The sequence below is a fragment of the Mesorhizobium sp. genome (genome assembly GCF_004962245.1).
GTDB lineage: Bacteria > Pseudomonadota > Alphaproteobacteria > Rhizobiales > Rhizobiaceae > Mesorhizobium.
Window position 1 is genome coordinate 1 of sequence record NZ_SUHQ01000045.1, and the last position, 24925, is coordinate 24925.

A 24925-nucleotide genomic window follows, 5' to 3' on the forward strand; every position below is an offset into this window, starting at 1 on the left:
CGGGTTGCTGAGCCCGCCGAGCGTCCTTTTCAGAGGACCAACAAAATCTGCCATGTAAAAACCCCATCTACCAAGGTTCTTCCGATTTAGCCCAACGAAGTCAGCAACGCTTTTTTCGCCACGGCCGCCCATCGATGCGGCCTTTTCAGTTGAACGCTGCTCGCGCTCAAAACGGTAATTCCCTTAGTCGCGCCGCTGCATCGGCTGGCTGATCTTCTCACCAGTCGACGGAGCTTTCCGAGGGCACCACCGAAAAGCTGTTCCAAGCCAGTCGGGACCTGAAGGCAACAGCACCGGGTCGGACCGAGGAGACCAGTGCCCTTATTCCGTCCAAGGGCAGCTCGCAGAGCGGTCCGAGTATCACCTCGGCGAGGGACAGGTCAGATCCAAACGCTTTAAAATACAGTCCTCCTTCCTTTACCGCTGTATCCAGCGGAAACAACATTCGGGTTTCGGCCTCGTATTCCCAATGCCGGAACTTCGTCCGAGATAGTTTGCCAAGTAGTTCGTCAGAAACTTCGGGCGGTCCTGATTTGTCCGGAACTGGCTCGAGAACTCCTATCGTCGGCGTAGATGACGTCGAGGAGGGCATTTCGAGCGATATCGAAACCCAAGCAAATGCCGCGGTGTTTCGTGCCGTAATGGCTCCACAGTGTCGGGGAGATCCAGTTTTTGCTGAAACACAGCAATCCTGTCGATCTGTCATACTGATCTCGAAGAATTCGCCCAAAATTCCTGACCGACCGATGGCTCGACCTAAGCGCCAAAAGTTCGAAAGGATCATTTAAGTCAGAGAATCTGGAAACTTTTATTCTGCCTAACGCTATATTGCTGATCGCAAACTCGGCCGACGTCAGGTAGTAAGCGCGTAATAAACCGCTCCCCGGAGGCTGAACGACCTCCGCGCTCCCCATGCGACTCTCATAGCCGGCGTTCACCCATTGGACGCGATATTCCTTCTGCATTGCCATGCAAATTGATCCCCTCGCGAAGCTATCGGCGCGCCTTCCGCCAACCCGCAGCGCGTGCATAATGAGACATCTAAAAGTTCCCCTGAAAAATCCGCCAAAGAGCCGCAACAAGGCGGAAGCGGAAAGTCCGATGAAAAGGTCGCCGCCAGCAGTTAAGCCGGCGACGACCGATGTCAGTTAACTCACGCGCACTCGGGGAGTGCGAGCAAATTGTCACTCCATTGGCCGTCGGCGTAGGTGCGGACGTACTTACCGTTCTGCCCTATGACCACACCGATATTGGCGCGCTTGCCGCCGACCGATGTGTAGAAGGTATTTGTCTTTTCCTCTATCCATTGGATGACTTGAGCTCTAGTCCATTTCCCGGTCGAATTCCCGAGGTGGGTAATACCTTCATGGGTGTTCTGCCGAGGCAGTTTATTGATACAAGTCACCTGAACGTCTGACATAGAATGCTCCTTTCGAGCGAAGTGGAGCATTCGCATCTGGCACCTTGGGAGGATGTTTATCCATGGTCGTAGCTCCTGTGGCTTGCAAATAAAGCCTCAGGACGCTAGTTACCGACCTGCTAGGGAGCGGACTCGCGGTCTTGTTCGTCCACTCGGCGCCACATTTACCGCGAGTACGCTTAAAGACAGAGGCAGGCGATGATTCGTCGCCTGCCTCTTTTTTATCCAGAACTTGATTATCAAGTAAACAGATAGCCTTTTTTCTTCACAACAACAATCTGTGAAGCAACTATGTCAGCATTGCTGGCGTGTCGTCGCACCGCATCCCTAGCGGCCCTTTCATTTTAGGAACCCAACAAATGACAACCACCCAACGCGCCTCGGCGCGAACGCACAGCCGTGCCCACAAGCCTTTAGAGGAGATTGCGATCAGCGACGATTGCCGGAAGCCCAGCCGGCTCCTTCCGATAACGCTAGAATTCATGCTGTTTGAATCACGCTGCAGGGCTCTTGGGTTCGAACGCTCTGAGATTCTGAAACTGGCAAAGGCGCTGGCCGAAAAGGACTTGGCCGATGGCAAATGATCTGAACATCCCGACCATCGCAGATGGTCAGGCCGCCGGCCAATGGCAAACGTCAAATGACGGCGACTCAGCGCTGGGCAACGCCTTGGCCGATATCTATACGGTCGATTTCACGGCAGGCAACGTCACGCTGACGGCTGCGCAGTTTCGGTCAGCGATGACGTTCGTTCCTAGCGGTTTGTCAGCCACCAGGGCCCTCACCTTGCCGGCCGTCAAGCGGGCGCTATTCATCGTAGACAACACCGACGCGGCCAACACAATCACAGTCACGAAAGGCTCGACAACGATCTCGGTCGGGCCAGGTGAAATCGGCTTTCTAAACACAGACGGCACGACAAACAGCCTCGGCGGCACTGTGCTTACCGCTGGCGGCGGCTCTGTGAATCCGATCGGCAAACACACGTTGTGGATACCTGCCGGCGCGATGATCCCGCGGACGTCGAATGGCGCCGCCGCTGGCTCGGTCGAGACTTCAACCAACAAGGTCATGATCAAGACCTTGGATTTTGATGCCTCAGCCGACGAGCATGCGCAGTTTTCAATCCTGATGCCCAAGAGCTGGAACGAAGGCACCATCACGTTCAAGCCGGTCTGGAGCCATGCCGCGACAACGACGAACTTCGGCGTTGCCTGGTTCTGCCAGGGGCTTGCTTTGTCCAACGACGACGCCGCCGATGCGGCCTTCGGTACCGCTCAATCCAGCGTCGACACTGGCGGCACCACCAACGACATCTACATCGGGCCGGAAAGCTCCGCTATCACCATCGGCGGCACGCCGGCCGAAGGCGACATTCTCGTGTTTCAGATCTACCGAGACGTGAGTGATGCCGGCGACACCATGGCAATCGACGCGCGCCTCCATGGCGTCCACATCTACATGACGACCGACGCAGCGACGGACGACTGACAATGTTTATGTTGACCCAACTCGTCGGCTTCGGAGCGATCGAGCAGACCGCTGGCGGAGGCGCCCTTGCCATTTTCGGCACGCCCGTCACCGCGACCCAGGAGGACGTGCCTTATGCCGGTTTCACGGTTTCCGCGACAGGCGGCACCGCGCCTTACATCTTTTCGGTTCACACCGGAACGTTGCCGACCGGCATCACCCTGAATAGTTCAACCGGCGTTGTCTCAGGCACACCGACCACGATAGGAACCTCGACGGGCATTGTGATCCGCGTCACGGACAATGTGGGGGCGACAGCCGACCTTGCGCCGTTCAATCTCCAGGTCTACGGCGATCCGCATTTCGCAAACGTTGTTCTGCTGCTCGGCTTCGACGGCGCCGATGGCGCGACCAGCATTTCCGACGAAAGCCTGTCCGGCCATGCGCTGACGGTGTTTGGAAATGCCCAGCTCGATACCGGTGTTGCGCCTCCGTTCGGAACATCGTCGCTTTTGCTCGACGGGACAGGTGATTATCTGACCACTCCCGACAGCGATGACTTCAATTTCGGGACCGGCGACTTCACAATCGAACTGTTCACCCGTACTGCCGCAGCTTCCAACAACAACTACATGCTCGTGCATGCGGGATCGTCGGGCAACATCTCTTACAGCTGGCGATGCAACGCCTCCAACCAGCAGGATGTCTTTTGGTCTATCAACGGCAGCACGACATTCAACCTGATTGGAGCCAGCGGCGGCGTTCCTCTCACCACTTGGAGGCACCTGTGCTTTGAGCGATCAGGCACTAAGCTTCGCCTATATGCCGATGGTGTCATGGAGACGAGCTCGACCACGATCGGCGCGAATGCGCTTTTCGACTCATCCGCCGTCCTGGCCATCGGCATGAGATCCACGTCGACCACCAACGGTTTCAATGGCAACATCAAGGAATTGCGCATCACAAAGGGAGTGGCGCGCTACAACGACGACGCGGGGTTTACAGTGCCTACCGCGGCGTTTCCGAGAGGCTAAATACGACGATGCGGAAAATTCTGTGAGTCTAGAATTGTATGGTTGCGAAAATCGCTACATCGCACCATTGTGCCGTGTACACGGAAACGGGAGGTGGCTGCAACCACCTCCCGCCTGCCCCGTGCCAGTCTGGCACCAAGGGGTTTGCGGCTGATGTCATTTCCAAGGTGACACCGCAACCCCAGCCAGCGCCGCCTAATCTACAGCCAATCCTGACTCACCGCCCGCCGTGGCTGCCTTTTCCCACAAGGTTTTTGTTCTCCTTTCGTTCTTCATGCCAGAATCGAACGCCAGCCTGGTTGCTGGCGAAGGAATTGCGGGACGCGCAATTAGCGCTCAAGCCGTTTCGTCCGCACTACGATGCGATCGATGAACTACACCGGGATATCTATCGCGCGCTCAATCTACTGAACGGGCGGCCGGCCGACTATGAAAGACCGCATCGCGCGCCGATGAGTGGTGGATAGCGACTCACGGAACCATTGTGTGTTACACCCGTTGGGTCACACGGAAGGACTCCCCACAAAATGGTTGACGAGCAAAGTAAGCCATCGGCCACGGATGGTGTTGCACGCCGTCTCGTCAGCGAAACGGGAATCACCGATGCGCAGGCGCGAGAGTTAATCGCGTTCCTTGGCCCTCATAGCTGGTCCTCGCTTGTGCGAGAGGCCCGGATGTTGAGGAAGCCCTAGCGCCCGATTATCAGCTTGATGATGCGTTCGTCGGGCTCGCGGTGCATCAGATCGCGGAAGAGCAGTCTGGCGTGCTCAGCCCAACGCTCTTCACTAAGCTTGGATTCCGTCACCGATGTTTTGAAGGCACCGCGTAGAATTTCGAGGTCGAATGCCGAAACAAGCTCGGCTTTATGGTCCTGGTCCATGATGGTAGATCCAGAGGATGGGCGGGAGCTTTGCGAACTCTCAAGCACCAGCGCCCACAACTCCGGCCAGTGACATTTGGAATGATAACGCCGACGGGTTTGGGAATGCAAGGGACTTCCAACCGGAACATTAGCTTGTTCTAAGAGTTCGGAATGGGCAATGGACATCGCCCTTTCGGTATCCATTGAAGATCAGGCTTCCGATCGGCCCGCGCTAACCGGCAAAGTGGCGCGGGCTTCTTACCAGGCATAGAGGCGAACATGACCGACAAGCCGGCGCCAACTTACATCGTCAGTGTTTACGAGAAGCCGTATTGGCGGACTGTACTGACCACGAAGGACAAGGCCAAGGCGGAAGCGATGGCAAAAGAGATTGGCAAGGGCGCCAAAATCGAACAAATTACCCCGAAGGTGAAGAGGCGGTAGGGGAAGGCGCTATTCTGCCAGATGGTCCTGATCGATCTTGGCAATTACCCCCTCAAGGGCCTGCACTGCGCGCTTCGCCATCTCAACATGGGCGGCCGTGGTGTCGACTTTTCCCTTGCCCGGTTGAACGGTCCAAATGCCCGTTTTCCCTGCTTCGGCATTAGTGATGAACAGGCGCTCATCTTCAAGCTGCTGGATTAGTTCTGATCTGAAAGCCTTCCACTGATCTTTCGTTGCGGCCATCGGTCTTCCTCCTGTGTCTCCCCATAGGTGAAAGGCGGGGCCGCGCGCAAGCTTCGCCCGCAAGGGCGCTTGGGGTAGATTGCCGCGATGTAGAGGGGGAACCGCTACCGACATGGATGCTGCAAACGGTACTCTAGCAGCAGGCTCATAACCTCATCCGTTTTGTCTTGGCGGTGCTTCTCGGGCCAGTTCGACCTTGTCGAAGGACTTCATGTAAGGCAGCGACCGCATGAGATCGACGAGTTGCGGGTTGCACTGGAAGACGACAGCTTTCGCGACTTGATCCGCCGGTTCGCAAAGGTCTTTGAATTTCACCATCCCGGCGATCAGGCAGTTTTCGTAAGATTCTTTGGCTTCATTTGGTTTGACGTCGGCACTGGCGGCGCCGACAGACATCAACGCTAGAAAGACTGGAGTCGCGGCCTTTTTCATAATCGGCCACACCTCGCTACTGAGCATCTGGCTAGCTACCCCTTTTGAATCGTACGTCACGAAGCACATTGCGCACGACCAGCCATGACACGGCGGTAAAAGCCCCAAAGAAAGCTCCCCCGACCAAGTCGCCCTGATAGAGCTGAAAAATCGCTACGAGTGGATTTGCGATCGAGGCGAATGCGATCACGACATACCACCAGAGCAAGAGCAATCTGCTAACCATGTCAAAACTGATGTCGGCAAAACCGACAGATACGCGCATCCGCCTTCACCATCTCAGCGCAGTCGGGGCATTGCTTCTCGAGTATGGGTCCGAAGGTGATTCCTGGTCCCGTGACTGGCACTTGGACCGTGTATTGGGAGGGTGGTGGCCGCCTGTCACCAAGCGCGAGAAGCAGAAGTCCAGCGAGCAATGGCGAGATCACCAATGAAAGGATAAACCAGCCAAAACTGCTGCGGTTCCGCTTGCCGGCGGCAACGCTGACGATGGCCGAAAGGCCGAGCCAGAATAGAAGAATTTCCATCCCCATACCCCCCCCGATATCCCGGCGAAAGCCTGAACTAATCAGTCAGTTCGCGCAAGTCGGCGGGTTGCCGCTTGACGGTTTTAGCGAATGAGGGGTGGGCGACGGTAGGCGAACGTTCAGCCCGCCAGCGCCATGCCGACGGCGATCCCTAAACCAATCACCAGCCCTGCAGCGAGTTTGCCACCAAGATCCAATGCGACGGCGTAAGCTAGCCTGCGCCAGTCGCTCTGCGGTTGCGCAATGATTTTGGAAATGTCATCGAAGATAAGCGCGTTTCTCATGGAGTCAGCCTCATGCGTTTCCTGCTGATGCATGGATTCCACAAAATAACATTAGAGTCCACTCGTAAAACGACTCCAGTACAATAGGCGATTTCGCATATTCAATCTTGCTTTGTAAGGCGAAAACGCCTTTTCAGAATTTAACTGTGCTGGTTGCGTTCAGTCTCTCGACGATTTATTCTGCAGATGGCGCATCGGATCGGATGCGCTGGTACGCGAGAACCGATTGTCGACGCCTCGGCAGTCAGAGCGCGCCCTGAATTTAGCATAGGGGCGCGCTCTTTATTTCAGCCGGACGCCAGGGCCGCCGTCGACGTTTTGACCATCCGCCAAGAAGATGACGCCCGCCGCCTCGAGGGCTGCCCTCAGCGCATCTATGGTGGACTGTTTTGCGTCGGCGCCGTTCTCAATACGCGTTACCGTATTTGCCGTCACGCCTGCAGCTGCGGCGAGTTCCCGCACTCCCCAGCCGATGGCAGCTCGTGCCATCTTCATCTGAACCGACTTCATCTGTGTACCCCGTCCAAATTGGTGTTGACAATGTAACACTTACTGTTATCGTTTTTGGACACTGTACAAATGCAGTGCGGCAAAATCAACAAGGGCTTGGGATATGAATCAGGCGACAGTTAACAACGAGACTTGGCAATTCGAAATCGGGGCAACGGTCACACACCGTGACCAACCGATGCTGTCTGAGGTGCTTTACCGTGCTAGGGCTGGAAAGCATGGCGAGGTGTATGGCGTCCGTCGTCTGGACGATTGCGAGGTGCGCAACCTCACGATCCTAGGTGATGTGCTGCTTCCCGCCTGAGCGTTTCCGGCACCGCAACGACAAGACCCCGCTTCGGCGGGGTTTTTCATAGTTTCTAGAACAGTCGACTGATTATGAACACAATCGACAAAAGGTTGATCCTAAGATCAATTCCCAGTCGAAATATTCCAGTCGACCGGCTGGTTTCGAGAATGACCAAGGCGCGCAAGGCGTCTCTCCATCTGCAAGCGCGTTTCAAGCGCACTGCCGACTTTTATTTGTTGGGCTGATGTTTAGCCATACTGGCAACGGTTTCCGTTATGCAGGCCGTTATGCTGGATTGCGCTAAACTCAATGAAAACAACGACTTAACGACGAAAAACGCCGCCCAAGAGGCGGCGTTTGTCATTGCGGAGGGAAACCGGATTACTTGATCTTGGTTTCCTTGAACTCGACGTGCTTCTTGGCGACCGGATCGTATTTGCGGAACGACAGCTTGTCCGTCTTGGTGCGGCTGTTCTTGCTGGTCACGTAGAAGAAACCGGTGTCGGCGGTCGACAGAAGCTTGATCTTGATGTTTGCGGCTTTGGCCATGGTGTTCGTCCGTTATGTTCGTGGAGTTTTGGCCGCTGGAGCACGGGGAAAACACCCGGACGCGGGAAACTTGGCGCGACACATAAAGAACGTGACCGGAAAGTCAACCCCGTGAGGCTTCGGCGCAGCCTGTTGCGCAAGCCGTCTCCACTATCCGAGCCAAGTGGAAGGCGGCGACGTTCCTGACTACGCCTCTTCCCTAACCGGCGGCGCGGCTTTCTTCCAGTCTCCCGTCGTGTTCCACCACCGATTTGGGTTGGAGCGGTCGTCGAGGCCCTTGGAGCGGCTGGCAAGGATCGGCTGAATGCGGATCACCGGCTCCTGATAGCTATGGACCTGGAATATCGCTTCGACGATGCGGGCGGCCAGCGCCTGGTCGTCGGGCAGTTCGAACGACACCTCCACCGTACCCGGCCGTCTGCGCAATTCCGTCTCGGCGCCTGCAGCCGCGCCTTCGAGCGGCCGGTAGCGCTCGATGCCGTGCGCCGACTGGTAGGCGTTGCTGTCGTATTTGCCCATGGTCAGCGGGGCAATCCCAACCACCGCTTCCATGATACGGTCGACATCGCCGACCGGTGCCTGAAAGGTCACCAGCAGCAGCAATTCCATCCGCACCGATTTTGTTTCAAACCCGGAATCGATCATGACGGCATCCTCAAACTCGTGGCGTGTTGCTGACATTCTATCCAGGTGCTGCTGACACGGTTATGTCAGCAGCCTCGCGCCGCAGAAGGCATCGATCGGGTCTTTCTACAGGATTTTTCGGATGAGCCTGGCGCCGACCAGCGCGATATAGAAGGCGAAGAACATGGCGAGCGCCCAGCCGAAGCCCGAGGGTCCGAAAATGTCCATGCCGATGCCGATCGCCTGCGGGCCGAGCACCATGCCGACACCGTAGCAGAGCACGAAGGCAGCGTTGGCCGAGGCCAGTTCGTGGCCGGAAAGTTGCGAGCCGAGATGGGCCAGGCCGATCGTGTACATGGCTGCGACCACGCCGCCCCAGACGAACAGAAGCGCCGCCATCAGATGCCAGTTCTGCGCGAAGTACGGCATGAAGATGGTGCCGGCAAGACCGATGGTGGCACAAGCCAGAAGCAGATAGCGGCGGTCGCTGACTCGGTCGCTGACCATGCCGAGCGGGATCTGCAACAGCACGTTGCCGAGGCCGATCATGGTGAGCAGCAGGGCGGCGTCGGCCTCGGAGTAGCCGATGCGGTTGCCGTAGACAGGGAACAGCGCAAAGCCGCCGGTCTCGACCGCGCCGAACACCAGCACCGCGGCGGTCGCGGTCGGCACCATCCAGATGTAGCGCAGGAAGTTGCTGGTTTCGCCATTGGAGACGATCGTCGGGCTCTCGTTGCGTGCCGCCAGAACCGGAATGGCGGCCAGCGTCACCAGCGCTATGGTTACGCCGAAGGGCAGGAAGCCGCTGCTGCCGAGATGGGCGAACAGCCACGGCCCGGCGGCAAAGCCGAGCGACAGCACGGTGGCATAGATGCCGAGGACCAGGCCGCGCCGGTGCGGCGGCGCCGATGTGCTGATCCAGAATTCCGACAGGATGAATAGCACCGTCAGCGCGATGTGCAGCAGGACGCGCAGCGGAAACCACATCCAGAAGTCAGGCGCGAAGTGGAAGCCGACGAAGGCCAGCACGCCCGTGGCGATCATGGCCAGCATCGTCCAGGCGACGCCGAATCGCATGGCGAGCGGCGTGGCGAGCGGTGCGCCGGCGATCGAGGCGAGACCGGCAACAGCGGTATTGAGGCCGATCATCGACGCCGAATGGCCGCGCGTTTCGAGGATGACGCTGAGCAGCGGCATGCCAAGACCGATGGCGATACCGACGACGCTGATCGACGAGATCGCCGCGATCATCGGCAACCAATGTACGCGTTCCTCGACCTCTTGCTGGGTATCGACCGTCATGGGATGTGAACGCTCTATGCTTTACAGAATTTCGCGGACAAAGCGATTGCCGACAAGCCGGTAGAAGGGCACGGAACCACCTGGGCGCAGCAGCGGATCATCGATCAGCCGCTTTTCCAGTTCCTCCAGTATGGCCCTGGTGATGTCGGGAATATCGGCCCCCCTCGCTTTGGCGAGCGGCAGCCAGACCAGTTCTTCCAGCTCGTTGGTCGGGCCGCCGTCGGGCAGCTCCACGGCGACGTCTTCGCGCCAGGCGCTGAAGAAGCGCGTATCGAAGCGCCTTACCCGGTTGGGCGGCGTGATGGCACGCGCGATGAAGCGCAGCGCTTCCAGCGAAGGCCTTACGCCGTGCTCGGAAAAACCCTGCCAATCGCGTTTGGTCGTCGCGAAGGCGCCTTTCCGGCCGATCAGCAGGCCAGCCTCCTCATAGGTCTCGCGTATCGCCGACAGGGCGATGGCGCGGGCGCGGGCCGGGCTGGTGCGGCCGACACCTGCGGTCAGCTTCGCCTCTTCCTCAGGGTGCAACGCTGTGGCTATGGGAATGCGGCTGTCGGCCGGATCGGTGCGGCCGCCGGGAAAGACGAATTTTCCCGGCATGAAGGCGTGGCGGGCGTGGCGCCGGCCCATCAGCACCCGAAACTCCTGGCCTTTGCGGTCGAGCAGGATCAGTGTCGCGGCGTCACGCGGGCGAATCGGCTGGGCGTGAAGCGCAATCGCGCTCCGCTCAACCCTGTCGACGTCCGCCTTGGTCATACCGTCCATGCGCACGACCTAGCGGAATCTTCTCCGATGCGAAAGTGGCGTCCAGCCATGCCGATTGCGCCAGCCTCGGTTTTCAAGCCTCGGGATGCGACTCGATCAGGTCTTCTTCCCCGCCGAAGCCGTGCATATAGAGCGCCCATTGCAATCCGATGACGGCGCCCTTGATCGGCTGCAGCAAGACGACTGCCAGGAGGATGGTCAGCGGCACCCAGATGGCTATGTGCTGCCAGGTGGACAGAGTGGAGGTCGCTTCGATGCCCATGAAGGCGCCGAGCACGATATGGCCGACGATGACCACCACCAGATAGGCGGGCAGGTCGTCGGCGCGATGGTGGTGAAGCTCCTCGCCGCAACGATCGCATTTGTCGACGGTTTTGACGAAGGCGCGAAACAGCTTTCCTTCGCCGCAATGCGGGCAGCGGCCGAGCGCGCCGCGCTTCATCGCCGTCCACAGCGGTCGGGCGACCCGGCCCGAATGATGTTCGCCGCCGAAAACCTGTTGGTTCATTTTCAAATCGCTTGGCATTACCGTCTCCTGCCGCGCGAGCCTGGACGCGATTGCGACGCGCGGGCGCGGCCCTTGGCCTTGTGAAACGACCGTTTGGAGCCGGGCAGCGGCTTTGGGTCGGTCAACATCTCGAAACGCATTGCGCCGGCCATAGGCGCCACCTCGATCAGGCGAACCTCGACGCGATCGGCAAGCTGATAGCCCTTGCCGGTACGTTCTCCGAAAAGCGATCGGGCAGTTTCGTCGTATATATAGTAATCGCCGTCCAGACTTGACACCGGGATGAAACCATCTGCGCCATACTGCGGCAATTGGACAAATAGTCCCGATTTGGTGACGCCCGAAATGCGCGCATCGAAATGGTCGTCGACACGCTCGGCCAGATAGGCGGCGATCAGCCGGTCGACCGTGTCGCGCTCGGCGGCCATGGCGCGGCGCTCGGTGGCTGAGATCAGCGCGGAAACCTCTTCCAGCCGCTCAGCCTCGTCCTGCGTCAACCCGCCCGCACCGAAACCGAGCGCGGCTATCAGCCCGCGATGCACGATCAGGTCGGCATATCTGCGGATCGGCGAGGTGAAATGCGCATAGCGCCTCAGATTGAGGCCGAAATGGCCGATGTTGCTGGGCGAATATTCGGCCTGCATCTGCGTGCGCAGCACCACCTCGTTGACCAGCCCCTCATGGTCGGCGCCGCGGACGCGATCCAGGATGCCGTTGAACTGGTTCGGCCGCATCTGCGCGCCGCGCGCCAGCGACAGGCCGAGCGTCTGCAGGAATTCGCGCAGCGATTCCTGCTTGGCCAGCGAAGGCGCGTCATGGATGCGGTAGACCAGCGCCTGTCGTTTCGCCTCCAGCGTCTCGGCCGCCGCGACATTGGCCTGGATCATGAATTCTTCGATCAGCTTGTGCGCGTCGAGCCGCTCCGGCACGACGACCCGGTCGACGGTGCCGTCCTCCTTGAGCAGGATTTTCCGCTCCGGCAATTCAAGCTCGAGCGGCTGACGCGTGTCGCGGCCGCGCTTCAGCACGGCATAGGCGTCCCACAGCGGCTTCAGCACCGTGTCGAGGATCGGGCCGGTCTTGTCGTCCGGTGCTCCATCGATCGCGGCTTGCGCCTGCGGATAGGCGAGTTTCGCCGCCGACTTCATCATGATGCGGTGGAACGAATGCCTGAGCTTGCGGCCATCGGCCGAGAACGTCATGCGAACCGCCAGGGCCGGGCGGTCCTGGCCTTCGCGCAGCGAACACAGGTCGTTGGAGATGCGCTCCGGCAGCATCGGCACGACGCGATCCGGGAAATAGACTGAATTGCCGCGCTTCAGCGCCTCGCGATCGAGCGCAGCGCCATAGCGGATATAGGCGGCGACATCGGCAATCGCCACGGTGACGACCACGCCGCCGGGGTTCTTCTCGTCCGGGTCGGATAGGGCGAACACGGCGTCGTCATGATCCTTGGCGTCGGCAGGATCGATGGTGACCAGCGGCAGGTCTCGCCAGTCCTCGCGGCCAGCCAGCGTCGCCGGCTTGACCGCCTCCGCCTCGGCAATGACGTCCGCCGGGAAGATGTGCGGAATGTCGTGCGCGTGGATGGCGATCATCGAGACCGCCTTCTCGCTGGTCAGCGAACCCAGCACCGCCAGCACCTTGGCTCTGGGCAGCCCGTAACGGGAGGCCCGCGCCGGCTCGACCTCGACCAGATCGCCGTTCTTGGCACCGTTCTGGAATTCCTTGTCGACGACCAACTCCGGCTGGCGTCTTTCGACCGGCTCGATGCGGAAGGTGCCGTCCTGCAGCACGCGGAAGACGCCGAGAACGGCATCGGTGCGCTTCTCGAAGATCTTCATCACCCGCCCGGTATAGGCGGGGCCTGTCACGTCATCGGTTGGAAAGGTCTTGGCCAGCACGCGGTCGCCGATGCCCGGTGTCGGGCCGCCGCCGCCGCGCGACACGCGGATCGCTATGACAGGAGGCTCGCCGTTGCCCAGGGCTTCGGTCGGGTGCGCCAGCAGCACGCCGTCGGCGTCGCGGCCAAAGATGTCGAGCACGGCGACGTGGGGCAGGGCGCCGACGCGGGCGAGCCGCTTGCGCTCCTTGGTCAGCAGGCCCTCGTCCTGCAGGTCGCGCAAAACGTCCTTCAGCCAGATCCGGTCCTCGCCGCGCAGCGCAAACGCCTTGGCGATGTCGCGTTTGCCGGAGCGATCCGGATTTTCTGCGATGTAGCGCAGGATTTCGTCACGGGAGGGCCGGTAGTCGTCCTTGACCTTGGCCCTCGTGTCGGCGGTGCGCAGATCGCCATGGCTTCTTCCGGAGACTCTGCGCGCCACGCCGCCCTATCCCTTTTTCTTGGCCACTTTTTTGGCCGCCGGTTTTTTGGCTGCTGCCGCAGGCTTTTTGGCAGGTGCGGCGGCTTTGCGGAAGGGCTTTCTGCCGCCATTGCCGCCCTTGGCCTCCTTCTCGGCAATCAGCGCCACCGCGTCCTCGATCGTCACCGACTGCGGGTCCTTGCCCTTGGGCAGCGTCGCATTGACCTTGCCGAAATTGACATAAGGCCCGTATTTGCCGTCGCGCACGACGATCTTGCCGCCGCCCGCCGGATGGTCGCCAAGCTCCTTCAGCGCCGCGGCAGTACCGCCATTGCGCCCGCCGGGGCCCTTCGCCTGCTTTTCGGCGATCACCGACACGGCGCGGTTGAGACCGATCGAGAACACGTCCTCGATATTGTCGAGATTGGCGTAGGTGCCGTCATGCAGCACGAACGGACCATAGCGCCCCAGACCAGCCGAAATCATCTTGCCGGATTCTGGATGCTTGCCGACGTCGCGCGGCAGCGACAGCAAAGCGAGGGCCTTTTCGTGGTCGATCGAATCGGCCGTCCAGCCCTTGGGCAGGCTGGAACGCTTGGCTTCCTTGCCGTCGCCACGCTGGATATAGGGGCCGAAACGACCGCTGCGAAGCGTGATCTCCTCCGCCGTATAGGGGTCCTTGCCAAGCACCTTGGTGCCGTCCTCGCCATTGCCGTTTTCGCCATTGGGATTGGCGGCGTCGCCGAGCTGGCGGGTAAAGGAGCATTCGGGATAGTTCGAGCAGCCGACGAAGGCACCGAATTTGCCGAGTTTCAGCGACAGGTTACCGGTGCCGCATTTCGGACAGATGCGCGGATTGGAGCCGTCTTCGCGCGTTGGAAAGACGAGCGGTGCCAATTCCTCGTTGAGCGCGTCGAGCACGTCGGTGACACGCAATTCCTTGATGTCGGCGACAGCGCCGGAAAAATCCTTCCAGAAATCGCGCAGCACATCCTTCCAGGCGAGCTTGCCGTCGGAAATCTCGTCGAGTTTTTCCTCGAGCGAGGCGGTGAAATCATATTCGACATAGCGCTCGAAGAAGCTTTCGAGGAAGGCCGACAACAGCCGGCCCTTGGCCTGCGGCAGCAGCTTGCGCTTGTCCATGCTGACGTAGTCGCGGTCCTCCAGCGTCTTCAGGATCGCCGTGTAGGTCGACGGCCGGCCGATGCCGAGCTCTTCCAGCTTCTTGATCAGCGAGGCTTCCGAATAGCGCGGCGGCGGCTCGGTGGTGTGCTGGGTGGCGTTGATCGCCTCGCGGGCGAGCTGTTCGCCGGCACGGATCTCAGGCAGACGGCGGTCTTCCTCGTCTTCCGAATCCTCGTCCTTCTGGTCGGTATAGGCGGCAATGAAGCCGTCGAAGCGAACGACCGAACCGATGGCGCGGAGCTCCGCCGTGCGGGCGCCGTTGACCGCCTCGATCTCGGCGGTGGTGCGCTCGATCTCGGCCGGCTGCATCTGGCTGGCGATCGCGCGCTTCCAGATCATCTCGTAAAGCCGCGCCTGGTCGGCATCGAGATATTGCCTGACCGAAGCGGGCGTGCGCATGAAATCGGTCGGGCGGATCGCTTCGTGCGCTTCCTGGGCGTTCTTGGCTTTGGTCGTGTAGAAGCGCGGCTTTTCGGGCAGGTATTTGGGACCGAATTCTTTTGCGATCGCATCGCGCGCGGCAGCGATCGCCTCCGGCGCCATCTGCACGCCGTCGGTTCGCATATAGGTGATCAGGCCGGTGGTCTCGCCGCCGATGTCCATGCCTTCATAGAGCCGCTGCGCCACCTGCATGGTGCGGTTTGCCGAAAAGCCGAGGCGCGAGGAGGCGGCCTGCTGCAGCGTCGAGGTGGTGAAGGGCGGACCTGGATTGCGCTTGGTCGGCTTGGCTTCGACCGACAGCGCCTTGAAGGTCGCGCCTTCGAGCATCGCCTTGATGTCGTCGGCCTGCGCCTTGTTGGAAATGTCGAGTTTTTGCAGTTTCTTGCGGTCGAAGGCGGTCAGCCGCGCCTCGAAATTTTCGTTGCGCGGCGTGCCGAGGAGAGCTGATATCTGCCAGTATTCCTCGCGGATGAAGCGCTCGATCTCCGATTCGCGGTCGCAGACGAGGCGCAATGCCACCGACTGGACGCGGCCGGCGGAGCGGGCGCCCGGCAGCTTGCGCCACAGAACGGGCGACAGCGTGAAGCCGACGAGATAGTCGAGCGCGCGGCGGGCGAGATAGGCGTCGACCAGCGGCGCGTCGATCTGGCGCGGATTGGCCATCGCTTCCAGCACCGACGATTTGGTGATGGCGTTGAAGACGACGCGGCTGACCGGCTTGTCCTTCAGCGCGCGCTTCTGCTTCAGCACTTCCAGAACATGCCAGGAAATGGCTTCGCCCTCGCGGTCCGGGTCGGTGGCGAGGATCAGGCCGTCGGCGTCCTTGACCGCCTTGGCGATGTCGGCAAGACGTTTGCTCGAGGCGGTGTCGACAGCCCAGGACATGGCAAAATCCTCGTCCGGGCGCACCGAGCCATCCTTGGCCGGCAGATCGCGGACGTGGCCGAACGAGGCCAGGACCTTATAGTTCTTTCCGAGGTACTTGTTGATTGTCTTCGCCTTGGCCGGCGATTCGACGACGACGACGTCCATGAGGTCTCATATCAGTTGTGATGCGGCAGAAGAATTCCGCTGCGCGCGACGAAATCTCGTACAATTGTCGCTCACATGGCCGCGCTTTTGCATCCGGTCAAGGGGAGACACCCAAAATGCAGTCCTGCATCGAGTGCGCAAACCAAGAGCGCGTCATGTGAAATCCGCAATCCTGGATGGAGGAAATGGCTGCCTGTCGTTGGGCGAGCCCGTAATGAATCCGGGAGAAACGGGGATAAATTCCCCCGCGGATATAAGAGAAACGTCGGTCATGCGCCAGCCCCTGCTGAAGAGACGTCCAATATGATGCTCTGTCGGCGGCGAGGCAGACGTGGCGAGCGGGGCTCGTATGTCGAGCGGGACAGTACAAGAAGCTGGCCGCCGGGAGGCTTGCAGGGATACGCGGCAGCCAGCGATTTTCGCCGGTCAAGGCGGGATGCAGGTTCGGGCTTAGTCGGCCTTGGCTATATGCCAGACGCCGCCGACGCCGTCGCCGGTCACATCGCCGGCCTTCTTGTCCTTGATGAACGTGTAGAGCGGCTTGCCTTCATAGGCCCACATCCTGGTGCCGTCGGTGCGGTCGACGATTGTCCATTCGCCCTCGGCCTTGGCATCGGCCTCGGCTTTCAGCGGCGGCCAGTTGGTGGCGCATTTGTCGTAGCAGTTCGACTTGCTCGCCTCGTCCTTGTCGTAGGTGTAAAGGGTCATGCCGTTGGCATCGGTGTAGATCTTGGTGCCGCCGACATCGGCTTCCTTCCACGCCTCGGCGGCGTAGGAAGCGGCGGTGCCGAGCAAAAGCACCGCCAGCCCAATCGTGATCGATTTCATGACATTCTCCCTGATATCATTGAGAAGCGCGCGGAAAGTCGCGGCCTCGTTGCATCAACGCGCCTGGTGTGTCGTTTCTTCCTCGATGCAGGGCGGCAACTTGCCACGCAATGGTGATTGGCGGACAAGCCCGTGCGCCGCTATATCGGCGGCGATACGGTTGGAGTTCGGGAATGGCATTGGATATCGGCTATGTCAGCGCGGTCGGGGCGGGAGCGATCTCGTTCCTGTCGCCTTGCGTGCTGCCGCTGGTGCCGCCCTATCTCTGCTACATGGCCGGCGTGTCGGTCGATGATTTCCGCGGCAATGCCGGCGCCATGGCCAGAGCCGATGCGCGCAGCGCGCTGCTTTACGCCTCGATCGCCTTTGTTCTCGGCTTCTCAACCGTCTTCGTGGCGTTAGGCGCCGGCGCCTCGACCATCGGCCGGCTGCTGCGCGTCTGGCAGGAGCCGCTGGCGATGGCCGCCGGCGTGCTCATCATCCTGATGGGTCTGAATTTCCTCGGCATATTGCGCATCCCGCTGCTGTCGCGCGAGGCGCGCTTCCAGTCGCAGGGCAAGCCGGCCAGTATCGTTGCCGCCTATGTCATGGGGCTGGCCTTCGCCTTCGGCTGGACGCCCTGCATCGGCCCGGTGCTGGGTCCGATCCTGACGCTTGCCGGCGGTCGCGAGACGGTGGGCGAGGGCGCGGCTCTGCTTGCCGCCTATTCGCTCGGCCTCGGCATCCCGTTCCTGATCGCGGCGCTGTTTTCCGGCGCCTTCATGCGCTTTCTCTCGAAGTTCCGCGTCCATCTCGGCCGTGTCGAAAAGGCGATGGGCGCGCTGCTGGTCGTCGCCGGCGTCTTTTTCCTGACGGGAGGCGTGCAGGCCATGTCCTTTTGGCTGCTGGAGAATTTCCCAGTGCTGGGGCAGTTGGGGTAGGCCTACTGCCCATCTGGAAGCGAAGCACACGCGCAGGATCGAACTGTGGACCGCTGGCCGGGAGCCAGCTGCTCCACCACCTCACCGGAATTTAACCGCATTGGTGCAGCATGGCGCCAGTGCTAGACATGCCTTGATTTCCAACCCTTTTCATATGGTTGCCATTCCATGAGCCAGAGAACCTGCCTGTCCGTCATCCTCGCCGCCGGCGAGGGCACGCGCATGAAAAGCGTCGTGCCAAAAGTGCTGCACCCGATCGCCGGCCTGCCGATGGTCGCCCATGTCGTCAGGGCTGCCGAAGCCGCCGGAGCAGGCGATCAGGCGCTGGTGATCGGCCACGGGGCGGACGAGATGCGCAAGGCGACGCAAAAGTTCGCGCCGAAGGCGGAGACCTTCGTCCAGGACAAGCGGCTCGGCACGGCGCATGCCGTTCTGGCGGCCCGTGCTGCGATATCAAAGGGTTACGACGATATTCTCGTCATGTTCGGCGACACACCGCTGATCGATCCGGGCGCGCTTGCGGCAGCCCGCCAGAAGCTTGCGGAAGGCGCCGCCGTAGTCGTTATCGGCTTCCGCCCCCCCAACCCTGCCGGCTATGGCCGCCTGATCGAAAAGGGCGGCAAGCTCACGGCCATTCGCGAGGAGAAGGACTGCACCGACGAGGAGAAGAAAATTGCCTTCTGCAATGCCGGGATGATGGCGGTTGCCGGCAAGCACGCGCTGACGCTGCTCGATCAAGTCGGCAACAACAACGCCAAGGGTGAATATTACCTCACCGATATCGTCGAGATCTCCGGCGGGCAGGGCCTCGATGTCGTTGCCACCGAAGCCAGCTTCGAAAACGCGCTCGGCATCAACAACCGTGCCGAACTCGCCGAGGCTGAAGGCATCTGGCAGACGCGCCGGCGGCGCGAGGCCATGCTCTCCGGCGTCACATTGATCGCGCCGGAAACCGTGTTCTTTTCGCACGACACCGAGATCGGCGCCGACACGGTGGTCGAACCCAATGTCTGGTTCGGGCCGGGCGTGAAAATCGCGACGGGCGCCAAGATCCATGCCTTCAGCCATATCGAAGGCGCCACCATCGCCTCGAACTGCGATGTCGGTCCGTTCGCGCGGCTACGGCCCGGCGCCGATCTCCGGCAAAAGGCCAAGGTCGGCAATTTCTGCGAGGTCAAGCAGGCGACGCTTGAGGAGGGCGCCAAGGTCAATCATCTGACCTATATCGGCGACGCCCGCGTCGGCGCCGGCGCCAACATTGGTGCCGGCACCATCACCTGCAACTATGACGGCTATTCGAAATTCTTCACCGACATCGGCGAGGGCGCCTTCGTCGGCTCGAATTCCTCGCTGGTGGCGCCTGTTGCAATCGGCAAGGGCGGCTACATCGCTTCGGGCAGCGTGATCACCGAAAGCGTGCCCGACGATGCGCTGGCCTTCGGCCGCGCCCGCCAGAGGACGCTGCCCGGCAAGGGCAAGGAATTGCGCGAGCGTTTTGCTTCGGCCGCGGCGGCGAAAAAGGCTAGTGGGTGATCATTCGGCGTTGACTGGTAGATTCGCATCTTTGCCGAAGGCAGCCGTCACCTCGATCCTGCCGACAATTGCGCTGTTGAATTCAGGGAGGTCTTCGGCAGGGATCCAGTATTCCAGATGCGCCTTGCTGCCGGCATGCTCCATCCGGTATCGGTCGAGGAAGCTCTTAAGAACGTCAAACCGGGTGACGGAGCCTGAGCCGCTGGCTCGTACGTTCCAGTCCCGCGCGATTTGCACGGCATAGGCCTCGGACAGAACAGGATAGAAAATGGGTTGATCGGGAAGGCGCGGCGGAAATGCCGGCATGCCCGACCCCTCGATCAGTCTCAGCTCTTCAGGCCCGACCGGACGCCAAAGCGTCACCGTGTCGATTTGTTCGTCCATGGCCGCATCATATCTTTGACCGATTTCAGGAACAACCGAGGCGAGGTAGGATGCGTGCACGGAGAAACTGAGCGATTGCGGTAACCGGATTGCAACAGCGCTCTGTCATGGTGCATCTGCAAGGCCGTTCCGGCTGATACGGAACGAAACGCAATGTGATTTTCGCGGCAGCCCGGCCGTCCCTAAATGGCGCTGGGTTTCATGCCGGAATCGGGGGCAAACGTCTATGTGCGGTATTGTCGGAATTGTCGGTCACTCGGCGGTCGCGCCACTCATCGTCGACGCGCTGAAAAGGCTCGAATATCGCGGCTACGACTCGGCCGGCGTCGCGACAATCGAGCACGGCAAGCTTGCGCGTCGCCGCGCCGAGGGCAAGCTGGTCAATCTTGAGCGCCGGCTGAAGGACGAACCGCTCGACGGCATGGTTGGCATCGGCCACACGCGCTGGGCGACGCATGGGGTGCCCAACGAGACCAACGCGCATCCGCATTTTTCCGACGGCGTCGCCGTCGTCCATAACGGCATCATCGAGAATTTCGCCGAATTGCGCGACGAGCTGATGCGTGACGGCTACACATTTTCATCGCAGACCGACACCGAGGTGGTCGCACATCTGGTGGCGCGCGAACTGGCCAAGGGTCTTAAGCCGGTCGAGGCCGCGCACCAGGCGCTGAAGCGGCTGGAGGGCGCCTTTGCGCTGGCCATCATGTTCAGGGGAGACGAGGATCTCATCGTCGGCGCGCGCAACGGCCCGCCGCTGGCCGTCGGGCATGGCGATGGCGAGATGTTCCTGGGCTCCGACGCCATCGCGCTCGCCCCCTTCACCAATTCGATCACCTATCTGGAGGACGGCGACTGGGCGGTGGTGCGCCGCAACGAGGTCGCCATCTTCGACATGGACGGCAACAAGGTCGACCGCAAGCGCCAGCAGTCGCTCAGCACCAGCTTCATGGTCGACAAGGGCAATCGGCGCCATTTCATGGAGAAGGAAATCCACGAACAGCCCGAAGTGATCTCACACACGCTGGCGCATTATGTGGATTTTGTCGGCGGCGTCTCGAAGCCGCTCGACCTGCCGTTCGATTTCGCCAAAATCGACCGGCTGGCGATTTCGGCCTGCGGCACGGCCTATCTGGCCGGACTGATCAGCAAATACTGGTTCGAGCGCTATGCGCGGCTGCCGGTCGACATCGATGTCGCCTCGGAGTTCCGCTACCGCGAAATGCCGCTGTCGAAGAACGACGCCGCCTTCTTCATCTCGCAATCTGGCGAGACCGCCGATACGCTGGCCTCGCTGCGCTATTGCCGCAAGGCGGGGATGAAGATCGGCGCGGTTGTCAATGTCCGCGAATCGACGATGGCGCGCGAATCCGACGTCATCCTGCCGACGCTGGCCGGGCCGGAGATCGGCGTCGCCTCGACCAAGGCCTTCACCTGTCAATTGTCCGTGCTGGCTTCGCTTGCCGTGCGGGCGGGCGTGGCGCGCGGAACGATTTCGCGCGAGCAGGAAACGACGCTGGTGCGCCAACTGTCGGAAGCGCCGCGCTATGCCAATCAGGTGCTGAAGCTCGACGAGCAGATCGAAAAGGTCGCGCGCGACCTCTCGCACTACAAGAACGTGCTCTATCTCGGCCGCGACACCAATTTTCCGCTGGCCATGGAAGGTGCGCTGAAGCTCAAGGAAATCTCCTATATCCATGCCGAGGGCTATGCCGCCGGCGAGCTTAAGCACGGGCCGATCGCGCTGATCGACGAGAACATGCCTGTCATCGTCATTGCCCCGCATGACCGCATCTTCGAAAAGACCGTCTCCAACATGCAGGAAGTGGCGGCGCGCGGCGGCAAGATCATCCTGATCACCGACAGCAAGGGTGCCGCGCACGCCACCGTGAAGACGATGGAGACGATCGTGCTGCCGGACGTGCCGGAAATCATCTCGCCGATCATCTACGCACTGCCGATTCAGATGCTGGCCTATTTCACCGCGGTGTTCATGGGCACCGACGTCGACCAGCCGCGCAACCTGGCGAAATCGGTGACAGTGGAATAGGCGTGGTTTAAAAATTTCGCAGTTCCAAAGCGGATGGCGGTTCACTAATGTTGCGCTGCAACCAATGCTGCGGTGAACCATGTCCGATGCTGCCAAGACCTCAGGCATGACCCGGCTGCGGAATTATTTCCTGACAGGCTTCGTCGTCTGCGCGCCGCTGGCGATCACCGCCTATATCGCCTGGTCGTTCATCGGCTGGGTCGATTCCTGGGTGAAACCCTATATTCCAGCGCGTTACAACCCCGATAGCTATCTGCCGGCGCCGGTTCCGGGATTTGGCCTGATCGTCGCCTTGGTCCTGATCACCCTGATCGGCTTCCTGACCGCCAATATCGTCGGCCGCGCCATCGTCTTGTTCGGCGAACGCCTGCTCGGCCGGATGCCGCTGGTGCGCGGCATCTACGGCTCGCTGAAGCAGATTTTCGAGACCGTGCTGTCGAACAAGGGCGACATGTTCCGCCAGGTCGGGCTGGTCGAATATCCGCGCAAGGGCGTCTGGTCGTTGGTCTTCGTCGCCAGCGAGAAGGAGACCGAGATCAATCAGAAGCTCGACCAGGAAGGCAATCCGCTGATCGCGGTGTTCATGCCGTGCACGCCAAACCCGACCACCGGCTTCCTGATGTATGTGCCGAAATCCGATGTCGTGCCGCTCGACATGACGATCGAGGACGGCGCCAAGCTGATCGTCTCGGCCGGGTTGGTGGCGCCGGAGGTCAAGACGCAAATGGTGACGTTGAACGGCAGGCCGATCGGCGGCCAGATCGCCAATCCGCCGGTGGGTGCCGGATCTCAGCCGGCGCGCAAGAGCCGTACGGCCTCGTCGCGGCCGAACAAATAGAGCAGCATGCGAAGGGCGCTGCCGCGTTCGGATTGCAGTTCCGGATCGCGCGACAGGATCAGCCGCGCGTCGTCGCGTGCGGCTTCGAGCAGGTCGGCATGCGCTTCAATGCGCGCCACCTGGAAGCCCGGCGTGCCGGACTGGCGGGTGCCCAGCAGCTCGCCTTCGCCACGCAGCTTCAGATCCTCCTCGGCGATGCGGAACCCGTCCTCGGTCTCACGCATCACCGACAGCCGGCGCGTTGCCGTCTCGCCGAGCGGGTCCTTGTAGAGCAGCACGCAGGAGGACGGTTTTTCACCGCGACCGACCCGGCCGCGCAACTGGTGCAACTGGGCGAGGCCAAAGCGCTCTGCATGCTCGATAACCATGATCGTCGCATCCGGCACATCGACGCCGACCTCGATGACCGTGGTTGCGATCAGGATGCGTGTCTCGCCGGCCTTGAAGGCGCGCATCGCCTCGTCCTTCTCGGCGCCCTTCATGCGTCCGTGCACCAGGCCGACCTGGTCGCCGAACAGCGGATACAGCGAGGCGAAACGGTCCTCCGCCGACATCAGCTTGATCTCTTCGGATTCCTCGACCAGCGGACAGATCCAGTAGATCTTCTGACCGTCGGCGACGGCATCGCGCATACGGCCGACCAGTTCGTCGAGCCGCTCGAGCGGCAGGGTGACGGTGCGGATCGGCTGGCGCCCGGCCGGCTTTTCCGTGAGCTTCGACACGTCCATGTCGCCGAAGGCGGTCAGCACCAGCGTGCGCGGGATCGGCGTCGCCGTCATCACCAGCATGTCGGGCGCATCGCCCTTGGCGGTGATGGCAAGCCGCTGGTGGACGCCAAAACGGTGCTGCTCGTCGATGACCGCGAAGACGAGGTCGTGGAACGTCACCGTTTCCTGGAAAAGCGCATGGGTGCCGACGACGATGTCGATCTCGCCAGTGGCCAGACCGGCCAGCGTGTCGGTGCGCTCGCGGCCCTTTTCGCGGCCGGTGAGGATGGCAACGCGCAGGCCCGCTTGTTCCGCCAAGGGTGCAATCGTCGCAAGATGCTGGCGTGCCAGGATTTCGGTCGGCGCCATCAAGGCCGCCTGGCCGCCGGCCTCGACGGCGCGTGCCATGGCGAGCAGCGCCACCACCGTCTTGCCGGAACCGACATCGCCCTGCAGCAGGCGAAGCATGCGTTCGGGGTCGCCGAGATCGGCGTTGATTTCGGCAAGCGCCATTTCCTGCGAGGTGGTCAGCGAATAGGGAAGGGCCGAGCGCAGCTTTTCGACGATGCGGCCGTCGCCAACCAGCGGCCGCCCGGACAGGCGGCGAACCTTTGCCCGCACCAGCGCCAGCGACACCTGGCCCGCCAAAAACTCGTCATAGGCAAGCCGCCGCCACGCCGTGCTGTCGACGGACACGTCGATCGGGTCGGCGGGATTGTGGATGCGGGCCAGCGCGTCGCCGAAGGCCGGAAAGGTCTGGCGGCGCAGAAACGCGCCGTCCTGCCATTCCGGCAGCACCGGCAAGCGGCCGAGCGCCTGGCCGATTGCCCGGCGCAGCACTTTTCCCGAGAGCCCGGCGGTGAGCGGATAGACCGGCTCGACCAGCGGCAGGTTTTCCGCTTCGCTGGCCAGTGCGATGTGGTCGGGATGAACCATGGATGGCCGGCCGTTGAACCATTCCATGCGCCCGGAGACCACGACATGCTCGCCCACGGGCATCGCTTTTTCCAGGTAGGCGGCATGCGCATGGAAGAAGGTCAGCGCGATCTCGCCGGTGTCGTCATGGGCGTAGACCCGGTACGGCACCGATCTGTTGCCGCGCGGCGGCGGCTGATGGCGGTCGATGCGCACATCGAGCGTGACGATCGCGCCTTCGGCCGAACCGGCGATGCCCGGCCGGCTGCGGCGGTCGATCATCGTGTGGGGCAGCACGAACAGAAGATCGCCGGCGCGCGCCGCGCGATCGCCGAGATCGGCCGGCACGACCTTCTCGATCAGCGCGCCAACCTTCGGCCCGACGCCGGCAAGCGAGGTGATGGGGACAAACAGCGGATCGAGGAGGGAAGGGCGCATGCCGGCAGCTTATGTCGCGACAGCCGCAGCGCAAGGCTGACACCGCCCTCTATCCACGCTATATGCGCCGCTTCAGGCAAGGAAGCGGTAC

25 protein-coding genes are annotated in these 24925 nt (G+C 61.3%); 8 read left to right on the plus strand and 17 right to left on the minus strand.

Annotation, left to right across the window (positions count from 1 at the left end; genetic code table 11):
* Nucleotides 1-1153: 1153 nt before the first annotated feature.
* Complete coding sequence (locus E5X88_RS30895) at nucleotides 1154-1420, minus strand: DUF3892 domain-containing protein (RefSeq protein ID WP_145719897.1); 267 nt, start codon at nucleotides 1418-1420, stop codon at nucleotides 1154-1156.
* Nucleotides 1421-1779: 359 nt separating this feature from the next.
* On the opposite strand from E5X88_RS30895, the gene E5X88_RS30900 reads away from it, so the two are divergent.
* The 3 genes from E5X88_RS30900 to E5X88_RS30910 all read left to right on the plus strand — a co-directional run bounded on the left by E5X88_RS30900 (nucleotide 1780) and on the right by E5X88_RS30910 (nucleotide 3924).
* Nucleotides 1780-2004: a hypothetical protein gene (locus tag E5X88_RS30900; protein ID WP_292167904.1), complete on the plus strand. Its 225-nt coding sequence runs from the start codon at nucleotides 1780-1782 to the stop codon at nucleotides 2002-2004.
* Nucleotides 1994-2911: a hypothetical protein gene (locus E5X88_RS30905; RefSeq protein ID WP_292167905.1), complete on the plus strand. Its 918-nt coding sequence runs from the start codon at nucleotides 1994-1996 to the stop codon at nucleotides 2909-2911. The genes E5X88_RS30900 and E5X88_RS30905 overlap by 11 nt, the downstream gene beginning before the upstream one ends.
* A 107-nt stretch (nucleotides 2912-3018) precedes the next feature.
* Nucleotides 3019-3924 (plus strand): LamG-like jellyroll fold domain-containing protein, encoded by a 906-nt coding sequence (locus tag E5X88_RS30910; protein WP_292167906.1) that lies wholly within the window; start codon nucleotides 3019-3021, stop codon nucleotides 3922-3924.
* Nucleotides 3925-4612: 688 nt separating this feature from the next.
* Here the strand turns inward: E5X88_RS30910 and E5X88_RS30915 are convergent.
* A complete protein-coding gene (locus tag E5X88_RS30915) occupies nucleotides 4613-4804 on the minus strand; it encodes a hypothetical protein (protein WP_292167907.1) in 192 nt (63 codons plus the stop codon).
* A gap of 261 nt (nucleotides 4805-5065) precedes the next feature.
* Here E5X88_RS30915 and E5X88_RS30920 point away from each other — a divergent pair, with 261 nt between their 5' ends.
* Nucleotides 5066-5230: a hypothetical protein gene (locus E5X88_RS30920; RefSeq protein ID WP_292167909.1), complete on the plus strand. Its 165-nt coding sequence runs from the start codon at nucleotides 5066-5068 to the stop codon at nucleotides 5228-5230.
* 9 nt (nucleotides 5231-5239) lie between these two features.
* Here E5X88_RS30920 and E5X88_RS30925 read toward each other — a convergent pair whose 3' ends face one another.
* The 13 genes from E5X88_RS30925 to E5X88_RS30980 form a co-directional block, all read right to left on the minus strand.
* Nucleotides 5240-5473, minus strand: coding sequence for a hypothetical protein (locus E5X88_RS30925; RefSeq protein ID WP_292167911.1), 234 nt, complete (start codon nucleotides 5471-5473; stop codon nucleotides 5240-5242).
* A 153-nt stretch (nucleotides 5474-5626) separates the two neighbouring features.
* Entirely contained in the window at nucleotides 5627-5905 is a 279-nt protein-coding gene (locus E5X88_RS30930; RefSeq protein WP_292167912.1) for a hypothetical protein, read from the minus strand.
* Between the two features lie 227 nt (nucleotides 5906-6132).
* A complete protein-coding gene (locus tag E5X88_RS33780) occupies nucleotides 6133-6438 on the minus strand; it encodes a zinc ribbon domain-containing protein (RefSeq protein WP_366664837.1) in 306 nt (101 codons plus the stop codon).
* 113 nt (nucleotides 6439-6551) lie between these two features.
* Nucleotides 6552-6716, minus strand: a complete 165-nt coding sequence (locus E5X88_RS30935) for a hypothetical protein (RefSeq protein ID WP_292167913.1) — start codon at nucleotides 6714-6716, stop codon at nucleotides 6552-6554.
* A gap of 282 nt (nucleotides 6717-6998) precedes the next feature.
* Entirely contained in the window at nucleotides 6999-7226 is a 228-nt protein-coding gene (locus E5X88_RS30940) for a helix-turn-helix transcriptional regulator (protein ID WP_292167915.1), read from the minus strand.
* A gap of 670 nt (nucleotides 7227-7896) precedes the next feature.
* The gene (gene rpmG, locus E5X88_RS30945) at nucleotides 7897-8064 is read right to left on the minus strand and encodes a 50S ribosomal protein L33 (RefSeq protein WP_006201775.1); all 168 of its coding nucleotides are present in this window, start codon (nucleotides 8062-8064) and stop codon (nucleotides 7897-7899) included.
* Nucleotides 8065-8250: 186 nt separating this feature from the next.
* The gene (locus E5X88_RS30950; protein WP_292167917.1) at nucleotides 8251-8709 is read right to left on the minus strand and encodes a hypothetical protein; all 459 of its coding nucleotides are present in this window, start codon (nucleotides 8707-8709) and stop codon (nucleotides 8251-8253) included.
* Nucleotides 8710-8814: 105 nt separating this feature from the next.
* On the minus strand, nucleotides 8815-9990 hold the full coding sequence (locus tag E5X88_RS30955) for an MFS transporter (protein ID WP_292167918.1): 1176 nt from the start codon (nucleotides 9988-9990) through the stop codon (nucleotides 8815-8817).
* Nucleotides 9991-10011: 21 nt separating this feature from the next.
* On the minus strand, nucleotides 10012-10752 hold the full coding sequence (locus E5X88_RS30960) for an NUDIX domain-containing protein (RefSeq protein ID WP_292167919.1): 741 nt from the start codon (nucleotides 10750-10752) through the stop codon (nucleotides 10012-10014).
* Nucleotides 10753-10825: 73 nt separating this feature from the next.
* Complete coding sequence (locus tag E5X88_RS30965) at nucleotides 10826-11260, minus strand: DUF983 domain-containing protein (protein ID WP_292167920.1); 435 nt, start codon at nucleotides 11258-11260, stop codon at nucleotides 10826-10828.
* A gap of 17 nt (nucleotides 11261-11277) precedes the next feature.
* Nucleotides 11278-13548 (minus strand): ribonuclease R, encoded by a 2271-nt coding sequence (rnr, locus tag E5X88_RS30970; RefSeq protein WP_292167941.1) that lies wholly within the window; start codon nucleotides 13546-13548, stop codon nucleotides 11278-11280.
* 42 nt (nucleotides 13549-13590) lie between these two features.
* Nucleotides 13591-16221, minus strand: coding sequence for a type I DNA topoisomerase (gene topA, locus E5X88_RS30975; RefSeq protein WP_292167921.1), 2631 nt, complete (start codon nucleotides 16219-16221; stop codon nucleotides 13591-13593).
* Between the two features lie 450 nt (nucleotides 16222-16671).
* Complete coding sequence (locus E5X88_RS30980; protein WP_292167922.1) at nucleotides 16672-17049, minus strand: hypothetical protein; 378 nt, start codon at nucleotides 17047-17049, stop codon at nucleotides 16672-16674.
* A 173-nt stretch (nucleotides 17050-17222) separates the two neighbouring features.
* On the opposite strand from E5X88_RS30980, the gene E5X88_RS30985 reads away from it, so the two are divergent.
* Both E5X88_RS30985 and glmU read left to right on the plus strand, forming a co-directional pair.
* On the plus strand, nucleotides 17223-17969 hold the full coding sequence (locus E5X88_RS30985) for a cytochrome c biogenesis CcdA family protein (RefSeq protein WP_292167924.1): 747 nt from the start codon (nucleotides 17223-17225) through the stop codon (nucleotides 17967-17969).
* Between the two features lie 168 nt (nucleotides 17970-18137).
* Entirely contained in the window at nucleotides 18138-19502 is a 1365-nt protein-coding gene (gene glmU, locus E5X88_RS30990; RefSeq protein WP_292167926.1) for a bifunctional UDP-N-acetylglucosamine diphosphorylase/glucosamine-1-phosphate N-acetyltransferase GlmU, read from the plus strand.
* On the opposite strand, the gene E5X88_RS30995 is transcribed toward glmU, so the two are convergent.
* The gene (locus E5X88_RS30995; protein WP_292167928.1) at nucleotides 19503-19886 is read right to left on the minus strand and encodes an ADP-ribosylation/crystallin J1; all 384 of its coding nucleotides are present in this window, start codon (nucleotides 19884-19886) and stop codon (nucleotides 19503-19505) included.
* Between the two features lie 226 nt (nucleotides 19887-20112).
* Between E5X88_RS30995 and glmS the strand changes: the two genes are divergently transcribed.
* Together glmS and E5X88_RS31005 are read left to right on the plus strand one after the other, a co-directional pair.
* Nucleotides 20113-21936 (plus strand): glutamine--fructose-6-phosphate transaminase (isomerizing), encoded by a 1824-nt coding sequence (gene glmS, locus E5X88_RS31000; protein WP_292167929.1) that lies wholly within the window; start codon nucleotides 20113-20115, stop codon nucleotides 21934-21936.
* Between the two features lie 79 nt (nucleotides 21937-22015).
* A complete protein-coding gene (locus E5X88_RS31005; protein ID WP_292167931.1) occupies nucleotides 22016-22774 on the plus strand; it encodes a DUF502 domain-containing protein in 759 nt (252 codons plus the stop codon).
* Here E5X88_RS31005 and recG read toward each other — a convergent pair.
* Entirely contained in the window at nucleotides 22726-24834 is a 2109-nt protein-coding gene (gene recG, locus E5X88_RS31010) for an ATP-dependent DNA helicase RecG (RefSeq protein ID WP_292167932.1), read from the minus strand. The genes E5X88_RS31005 and recG overlap by 49 nt on opposite strands.
* Between the last annotated feature and the right edge of the window lie 91 nt (nucleotides 24835-24925).

Bases quoted from the DNA above. Each gene is read 5' to 3' on its own strand.
- E5X88_RS30895 (WP_145719897.1), bottom strand. From the start codon at position 1,420: ATGTCAGACGTTCAGGTGACTTGTATCAATAAACTGCCTCGGCAGAAC.
- E5X88_RS30900 (WP_292167904.1), top strand. From the start codon at position 1,780: ATGACAACCACCCAACGCGCCTCGGCGCGAACGCACAGCCGTGCCCAC.
- E5X88_RS30905 (WP_292167905.1), top strand. From the start codon at position 1,994: ATGGCAAATGATCTGAACATCCCGACCATCGCAGATGGTCAGGCCGCC.
- E5X88_RS30915 (WP_292167907.1), bottom strand. From the start codon at position 4,804: ATGGACCAGGACCATAAAGCCGAGCTTGTTTCGGCATTCGACCTCGAA.
- E5X88_RS30920 (WP_292167909.1), top strand. From the start codon at position 5,066: ATGACCGACAAGCCGGCGCCAACTTACATCGTCAGTGTTTACGAGAAG.
- E5X88_RS30925 (WP_292167911.1), bottom strand. From the start codon at position 5,473: ATGGCCGCAACGAAAGATCAGTGGAAGGCTTTCAGATCAGAACTAATC.
- E5X88_RS30930 (WP_292167912.1), bottom strand. From the start codon at position 5,905: ATGAAAAAGGCCGCGACTCCAGTCTTTCTAGCGTTGATGTCTGTCGGC.
- E5X88_RS33780 (WP_366664837.1), bottom strand. From the start codon at position 6,438: ATGGGGATGGAAATTCTTCTATTCTGGCTCGGCCTTTCGGCCATCGTC.
- E5X88_RS30935 (WP_292167913.1), bottom strand. From the start codon at position 6,716: ATGAGAAACGCGCTTATCTTCGATGACATTTCCAAAATCATTGCGCAA.
- E5X88_RS30940 (WP_292167915.1), bottom strand. From the start codon at position 7,226: ATGAAGTCGGTTCAGATGAAGATGGCACGAGCTGCCATCGGCTGGGGA.
- rpmG (WP_006201775.1), bottom strand. From the start codon at position 8,064: ATGGCCAAAGCCGCAAACATCAAGATCAAGCTTCTGTCGACCGCCGAC.
- E5X88_RS30950 (WP_292167917.1), bottom strand. From the start codon at position 8,709: ATGATCGATTCCGGGTTTGAAACAAAATCGGTGCGGATGGAATTGCTG.
- E5X88_RS30955 (WP_292167918.1), bottom strand. From the start codon at position 9,990: ATGACGGTCGATACCCAGCAAGAGGTCGAGGAACGCGTACATTGGTTG.
- E5X88_RS30960 (WP_292167919.1), bottom strand. From the start codon at position 10,752: ATGGACGGTATGACCAAGGCGGACGTCGACAGGGTTGAGCGGAGCGCG.
- E5X88_RS30965 (WP_292167920.1), bottom strand. From the start codon at position 11,260: ATGAACCAACAGGTTTTCGGCGGCGAACATCATTCGGGCCGGGTCGCC.
- topA (WP_292167921.1), bottom strand. From the start codon at position 16,221: ATGGACGTCGTCGTCGTCGAATCGCCGGCCAAGGCGAAGACAATCAAC.
- E5X88_RS30980 (WP_292167922.1), bottom strand. From the start codon at position 17,049: ATGAAATCGATCACGATTGGGCTGGCGGTGCTTTTGCTCGGCACCGCC.
- E5X88_RS30985 (WP_292167924.1), top strand. From the start codon at position 17,223: ATGGCATTGGATATCGGCTATGTCAGCGCGGTCGGGGCGGGAGCGATC.
- glmU (WP_292167926.1), top strand. From the start codon at position 18,138: ATGAGCCAGAGAACCTGCCTGTCCGTCATCCTCGCCGCCGGCGAGGGC.
- E5X88_RS30995 (WP_292167928.1), bottom strand. From the start codon at position 19,886: ATGGACGAACAAATCGACACGGTGACGCTTTGGCGTCCGGTCGGGCCT.
- glmS (WP_292167929.1), top strand. From the start codon at position 20,113: ATGTGCGGTATTGTCGGAATTGTCGGTCACTCGGCGGTCGCGCCACTC.
- E5X88_RS31005 (WP_292167931.1), top strand. From the start codon at position 22,016: ATGTCCGATGCTGCCAAGACCTCAGGCATGACCCGGCTGCGGAATTAT.
- recG (WP_292167932.1), bottom strand. From the start codon at position 24,834: ATGCGCCCTTCCCTCCTCGATCCGCTGTTTGTCCCCATCACCTCGCTT.